Source organism: Sphingomonas sp. GM_Shp_2, assembly GCF_026540875.1.
GTDB classification, from domain to species: domain Bacteria; phylum Pseudomonadota; class Alphaproteobacteria; order Sphingomonadales; family Sphingomonadaceae; genus Sphingomonas; species Sphingomonas carotinifaciens.
Map to the genome: position 1 here is coordinate 1 of NZ_JALNUQ010000090.1, position 5,711 is coordinate 5,711.

Below are 5,711 nucleotides of genomic sequence, written 5' to 3' on the forward strand. Positions count from 1 at the left end.
ACGGCGCCAGCGGCCCCGGTTTTCGGCCCTACGGCGGCTGATCGGGCAACCTGTTGTTCATGCCCTTGGGCTAGGGCGGGTCCATGTACGCGTCGCCCCCTTCCATGTTCGCCACCCCGGCCGTCTCGGTGGTGCTAAGCGTCCATAACGACGCGCCCTTTCTTGCGGAGGCGATCGAGAGCATCCTCGCGCAGAGCGTCCGGGACTTCGAATTCCTGATCGTCGACGACGGCGCAACCGACGGATCGGGTGCGATCATCGACCGCTACGCCGCCGCCGATCCCCGCATCCGTGCCTTCCACCAACCCAATCGCGGGCTTATCTTCAGCCTGAACCGGATGATCGCCGAGGCGCGTGCCCCGCTGATCGCGCGCATGGACGGCGACGATGTCGCATTGCCCGAGCGCTTTGCCGCGCAGATGCGGTTCCTGTCGGCGCACACCGATCACGGTGTTCTTGGCACCGGCGTCGTCGGCATCGACGTGCACGGAGCGGTACGCCGCGACTGGTCGGTCGCCTATCCAACCGACGACGCCGCGTTTCGCGCGGCCCTTCCCGGCGGCGCGCTGATCTGTCACCCCTCGGTGATGATGCGACGCGATCTCGTCCTTGCGGTGGGCGGCTACCGTGCGGCCTATCGCCACAGCGAGGATTACGACCTGTGGCTGCGCCTGTCGGAGCGGACGCGGATCACCAGCCTGCCAGAGCGCTTGCTGCACTATCGCGGATCGCCCGATCAGGTGTCCCGCCGTCACGGGCTGGAGCAGCGTTACGGTGCCGCGGTCGCGCTGGCCGCGCATCGCCACCGGGCGGACGGACGGCCCGATCCCACCCAAGGTCTGGAACGCTTGCCCCCGCTCGGCGATCTCGACGCCCTGTTCAGCACACCGGGTACGGCGTGGGGCGTGCGCGCCGCGCTGATCGAAGGTTCGCTCTACGATGGCGATGGCCTGGCCGGCCCCGCACACCGGGCGCTGCTGGACTATCTGCGCGAGACGCCGCGGCATCGCCGCACACCCGGCCTTTGGCGCGCCGCCGGACGCATGGTCCGGTCGGGGCACCCGCTTGCCGCCGGACGGCTTGCGCTGGCGTTGGCGCGGCGATGAGCCACGCGGCGACCGTACGCGGCGCGGCCCTGTGGTCGATGGGCGCGCAATATATCGCGTTTGCGATCCAGTTCGTGGTCAGCGTGGTGATCTCGCGCTTCTTCCTCTCCCCGCCCGAGATGGGGCTGTATTCGATCGCTTTGTCGGCGGCGATGATGGTGTCGATCCTGCAGGATTTCGGGATCAGCCGGTTCATTTCCGGCGAAAAGAACCTGAGCGACGCGCAGATCCGTACCTGTTTTTCGGTGTCGCTGATCTTTGCGCTCAGCATCGGCTTCGTCATCCTCGCGCTCGCCTGGCCGGTGGCGCGTTTCTATGGCGATGCGCGCCTGACGCCGCTGCTGGCGATCGTGGCGGGGTCGTACCTGCTTGTCCCCTTTGGCATCGTGCCCAGCGCCTTGCTTCAGCGCGACATGGATTTCCGCTCGATCTTTCTCGTCAATGTCGGTGCCGCGGTGGTCAATGCCGCCGTCGCGCTGGGGCTGGCGGCGGGTGGGCATTCCGCCTTTTCGCTCGCCTGGGCCGCGGTCGCGCAGCAGGGCGCGCGCGCCGCGATCGGCCTGTGGCGCAGCGGTGCCCGCCCGCCCTTTCCGCCGCGGCTGAAGGGCGCGGGGCCGATCCTGCGCTTCGGATCGAACGCGTCGCTTCTCTATATCAGCTCGGCGGTCGGCACCCGCAGTCCCGAGCTCGTCATCGGCCGCGTGCTGACGCTGACCGCGGTCGGGCTGTACGGCCGCGCGGTCAGCCTTGCCGCGCAGTTGCAGATGCTGGTCAGCGGCGCAGTGGACGGCGTCTTCTACCCCGCCTTTGCGCGCCTGCGTGACGAGGGCGCCCCGCTGGGTGCACCCTATCAGCGCGTCGTCGCTGCCTATAGCGCGGCGACCTGGCCGGCGATGGCGTTCCTTGGCGCCGCCGCGACGCCGATCGTGCTGATGCTGTACGGACCACGCTGGGTCGGTGTCGCGCCGCTGCTGCTCTGGGTGTCGCTGGCGCAGGTCTTCTTTACCGCGCTGCCGCTGCATATCGAGCTGCCGATCCTGCTCGGCCGTATCCGCCGGCTGGTGCTGCTCAACGTCGCCGATACCGTGGCCTCGGTCGGGCTGCTGCTGCTTGGCGCGCTTTGGGGGCTTCAGTGGGCGGCGGTGTCGCGGCTGGGCTATGGCATTGCGTGGTTCGCGATCTATGTCGGTCTGATGCAGACGCTGACCGGATTCCGCTGGCGGGCGATGCTCGTCATCTATGCGCAGAGCCTGATCGCGACGATCGCGACGATCGCGCCGCTGCTCGCCGCCTATCGCTGGTTCGTCGCGCCGGCCGCGATGCATTTCGGGCAGCTTGCCCTGTGCGCGCTGCTCGGCTGTGCAGGCTGGGGGGTGGCGATCTTTGCGGTGCGCCACCCCGTCCGGCACGAGGTGCTGGCGGTGGCGCAAGGGGTCCTGTCGCGCCTGCCCGCCGGACGAGTGCCGCGGCGTGGCTGATCCGCAGGGACTCGGCGACCCGGATCAGGCGGCCTTTGCCTGGGCCCGGTTTCGCGAGATCATGGCGTGGATGACGCTCGCTTCGGCCATCGCGGTGGCGGTGGCGATCGCGGCGCTGGCGCACAGCTTCGGGCCGTTGCACCTGGTGACGATGCTGGGCGTCATCGCCGGCGTCGGCGGATCGGTGATGCTGGCCGGTGCACTGATGGGGCTGGCGTTTCTCAGCTCCGGCACCGGCCATGACGAGGATGTGGATCGGCTCGACTAGGGGGGTGCCGGCCCGCTCCCCCCCTCAGCGATCCTCCAGCATCAGCCGCGCCGTTGCCTTGGCCGAGCCGACCACGCCCGGAATCCCCGCCCCCGGATGCGTGCCGGCACCCACGAAATACAGGTTCGGGATCGCATCGTCGCGGTTGTGCACCCGGAAATAGGCGCTCTGCGTCAGGATCGGCTCCAGCGAGAAGGCCGAGCCCATATGCGCGTTCAGGTCGGTCGCGAAGTCGCTGGGCGCATAGGAGAATTTGGTCACGATCCGCTCATGGATATCGGGGATCAGCCGCCGGCCGACCTCGTCCAGGATGCGCTTTTCCAGGATCGGCCCGACCTCGGCCCAGTCCATCGGGAACTTGCCCATGTGTGGCACCGGCGCCAGCGCGTAGAAGGTCGAATGCCCCTCGGGCGCAAGGCTGGGATCGGTCACGGTCGGGTGGTGCAGATAGAGCGAGAAATCCTCCGCCAGCACCCCGTGATCGTAGATGTCGGTCAGCAGCCCCTTATAGCGCGGCCCGAACAGGATCATGTGGTGCGGGATGCCCGGCCACGTCCCCTTGATCCCGAAATGCACCACGAACAGCGACGGCGAATATTTCTTGCGCTCCAGCCGGTTGGTCACGCGCTTGGCCGAGCGATTGTCGCCCAGCAGGTCGCGGTAGCTGTGCATGATGTCCGCGTTGGACGCGATCGCATCCGCCTGCCCGGTCCAGCCGCTCTTCGTCACCACGCCCGTCGCGCGGTCGCCCAGCGTCTCGATCCGCGTGACGGGATCGCCCAGCCGTACCACGCCGCCGATCCGCTCGAACTGCGTCACCATCGCGGCGACCAGCCGGTTGGTGCCGCCGCCTGCGAACCACACGCCGCCGTCGCGCTCCAGCTTGTGGATCAGCGCATAGATCGCGCTCGTCGTCATCGGATTGCCGCCGACCAGCAGCGTGTGGAAGGACAAGGCCTCGCGCAGCTTCTCCGACTTCACGAACTTGGACACCATTGCGTAGACCGAGTTCCACGCCTGGTACTTCGCCAGCGCCGGCGCCGCCTTCACCATCGACGCGAAGTCGAGGAACGCGACATGGCCCAGCTTTTCATAGCCTTCCCGGTACACGCCCGCCGCATAGTCGAGGAAGCGCTGGTACCCGGCAACATCGTCCGGCTCCAGCTTGGCGATCTCGGAGCGCAGCAGCGTGTCGTCGTTGGTATAGTCGAAATTGGTCCCGTCGACCCAGTTCAGCCGGTAGAAGGGGTTGACCGGATCGAGCACCACATCGTCCGCCATCTCGCGGCCGGTAAGCTGCCACAGCTCGCGCAGGCAGTTGGGATCGGTGATCACGGTCGGCCCGGCATCGAAGGTGAAGCCGTCGCGTTCCCAGTAATAGGCCCGCCCGCCCGGCTTGTCGCGCGACTCCACGATCGTGGTCTGCACGCCCGCCGATTGCAGGCGGATGGCGAGCGCCAGCCCGCCGAAACCCGACCCGATGACGATCGCGGTCTTCATGCGCGGGCCCCCCTCAGCGCGGAGATCGCGCGGCCGATCGGCACCGGCGGCCGGCCGGTCAGGATACGCGCCTTGTCGGCCATGGTCGATTGTCCTGCATAGAAGCGCCCGATAAGGCCGGGCGCCAGTCGATAGAAGCGCTCAAGCACGCGGTAGCGTTCCTCGGGCTCGGCGGCCCGAAACAGCATGGTGTCGAGCATACGATAGAATTTGCGCGCGTCCCAGGCGTCGCGCGCCAGACCATAGGTCAGGTCGTGCAGGTCCGCGCCCGCAAAGTCGCGCCGCGCCGCGATCGCGCTGGCCGTGCGGATCGCATCGGGCAGCGAATAGCCGGTGGTCGGGTGGAACAGCCCGGCGCGCATCCCGGCCTTGGGCGTCTTGGCCCCGCCCGACCGCCAATAGGCCTCGAAATTGCCGCCCATCGCCACCGGCAACACGCCGGCCTCCTCGCGGACGACCTCGGTGACGTCCCAGTCCATCGCCGCGGCATATCGCTCCAGCCGCGGCACGATCGCCCCGCGGTTGAGGTCGGCGGAGGTCGAATAATAGGTGTCCTCGACGAAGATGCGATCGGCCCCGAAGGGCAGGACGTAGACGAAGCGGTAACCGTCCACCTGCTTCACCGTCGCATCCATCACCACCGGCCGCTCGCGCCCGTGCGGCGCCGCCAGCGCCAGTTCGCGCCCGACGAATTTCTGCCATCCGCAATCCAGCGTGGACAGGTCGCCGGTGCCGCGCGTGTCGATCACGCCCTTTGCCTCGATCCGGTCACCATCGGCCAGCACCACTGCGGTCGCCGACACGCCCAGCGCCTTGCGCCCCAGGAGCAGCGCCTGTTCGGGCAGGGTGGCGCGCACCACCCGGTCCAGCCGGCTGCTCTCGATCGAGTAATAGGGCTGCGCGATCGTCCGGCCATGCGCCGGAAACGCCACGTCATAGCTGGCCCAGGCATGGGCGACGGCGCGCTCCACGATCCAGCGATCGGCGCGCGCGACATCGCTGCCGAAGAACGACCACAGGTGGTTGCCGCCGATGCTGTCGCCCGCATCGACCAGCCGGACGTCGAGGTCCGGGTGCCGTCCTTTCAGCGCCAGTGCGACCAGGCTACCCGCCAGACCCGCACCGACGATCGCGACATCGCATGCGATCGTGGAAGCCATATCCGCTCGCTACCCCAAACCGCGCACGACGCAAACCACTTACGCAAAAGCACCCTCTTCCCACCGGGAGCATCAGGACGCCCGTGCGCTGCCGATGTGGCCCCTCTCCCCTCCGGGTAGAGGGATGGGCCCGCCGCGAAGCGGTGAGAGGGTGAGGGGCCGCCAAACAGCGCACCGCCTGTGGCAACCCCTCACCCTT

5 protein-coding genes are annotated in these 5,711 nt (G+C 68.3%); 3 read left to right on the forward strand and 2 right to left on the reverse strand.

Annotated elements, in window-relative coordinates; all coding sequences use genetic code 11:
• Nucleotides 1–104 precede the first annotated feature (104 nt).
• Genes OXR08_RS18455 through OXR08_RS18465 form a run of 3 tightly spaced genes read left to right on the forward strand, consistent with a single transcriptional unit; the run spans nucleotide 105 to nucleotide 2,852 of the window.
• The gene (locus OXR08_RS18455) at nucleotides 105–1,106 is read left to right on the forward strand and encodes a glycosyltransferase (protein WP_267352099.1); all 1,002 of its coding nucleotides are present in this window, start codon (nucleotides 105–107) and stop codon (nucleotides 1,104–1,106) included.
• Nucleotides 1,103–2,584: an oligosaccharide flippase family protein gene (locus tag OXR08_RS18460; protein ID WP_267352101.1), complete on the forward strand. Its 1,482-nt coding sequence runs from the start codon at nucleotides 1,103–1,105 to the stop codon at nucleotides 2,582–2,584. The genes OXR08_RS18455 and OXR08_RS18460 overlap by 4 nt, the downstream gene beginning before the upstream one ends.
• The gene (locus tag OXR08_RS18465) at nucleotides 2,577–2,852 is read left to right on the forward strand and encodes a hypothetical protein (RefSeq protein WP_112384060.1); all 276 of its coding nucleotides are present in this window, start codon (nucleotides 2,577–2,579) and stop codon (nucleotides 2,850–2,852) included. Before OXR08_RS18460 ends, OXR08_RS18465 begins: the two co-directional genes overlap by 8 nt.
• 24 nt (nucleotides 2,853–2,876) lie before the next feature.
• Here OXR08_RS18465 and OXR08_RS18470 read toward each other — a convergent pair whose 3' ends face one another.
• Nucleotides 2,877–4,352 carry a phytoene desaturase gene (locus tag OXR08_RS18470; protein ID WP_267352105.1) on the reverse strand — a complete coding sequence of 492 codons (1,476 nt, stop codon included), beginning with the start codon at nucleotides 4,350–4,352 and terminating at the stop codon, nucleotides 2,877–2,879.
• Nucleotides 4,349–5,512: a lycopene beta-cyclase CrtY gene (gene crtY / locus OXR08_RS18475; RefSeq protein ID WP_112384058.1), complete on the reverse strand. Its 1,164-nt coding sequence runs from the start codon at nucleotides 5,510–5,512 to the stop codon at nucleotides 4,349–4,351. Before crtY ends, OXR08_RS18470 begins: the two co-directional genes overlap by 4 nt.
• Nucleotides 5,513–5,711: the final 199 nt, after the last annotated feature.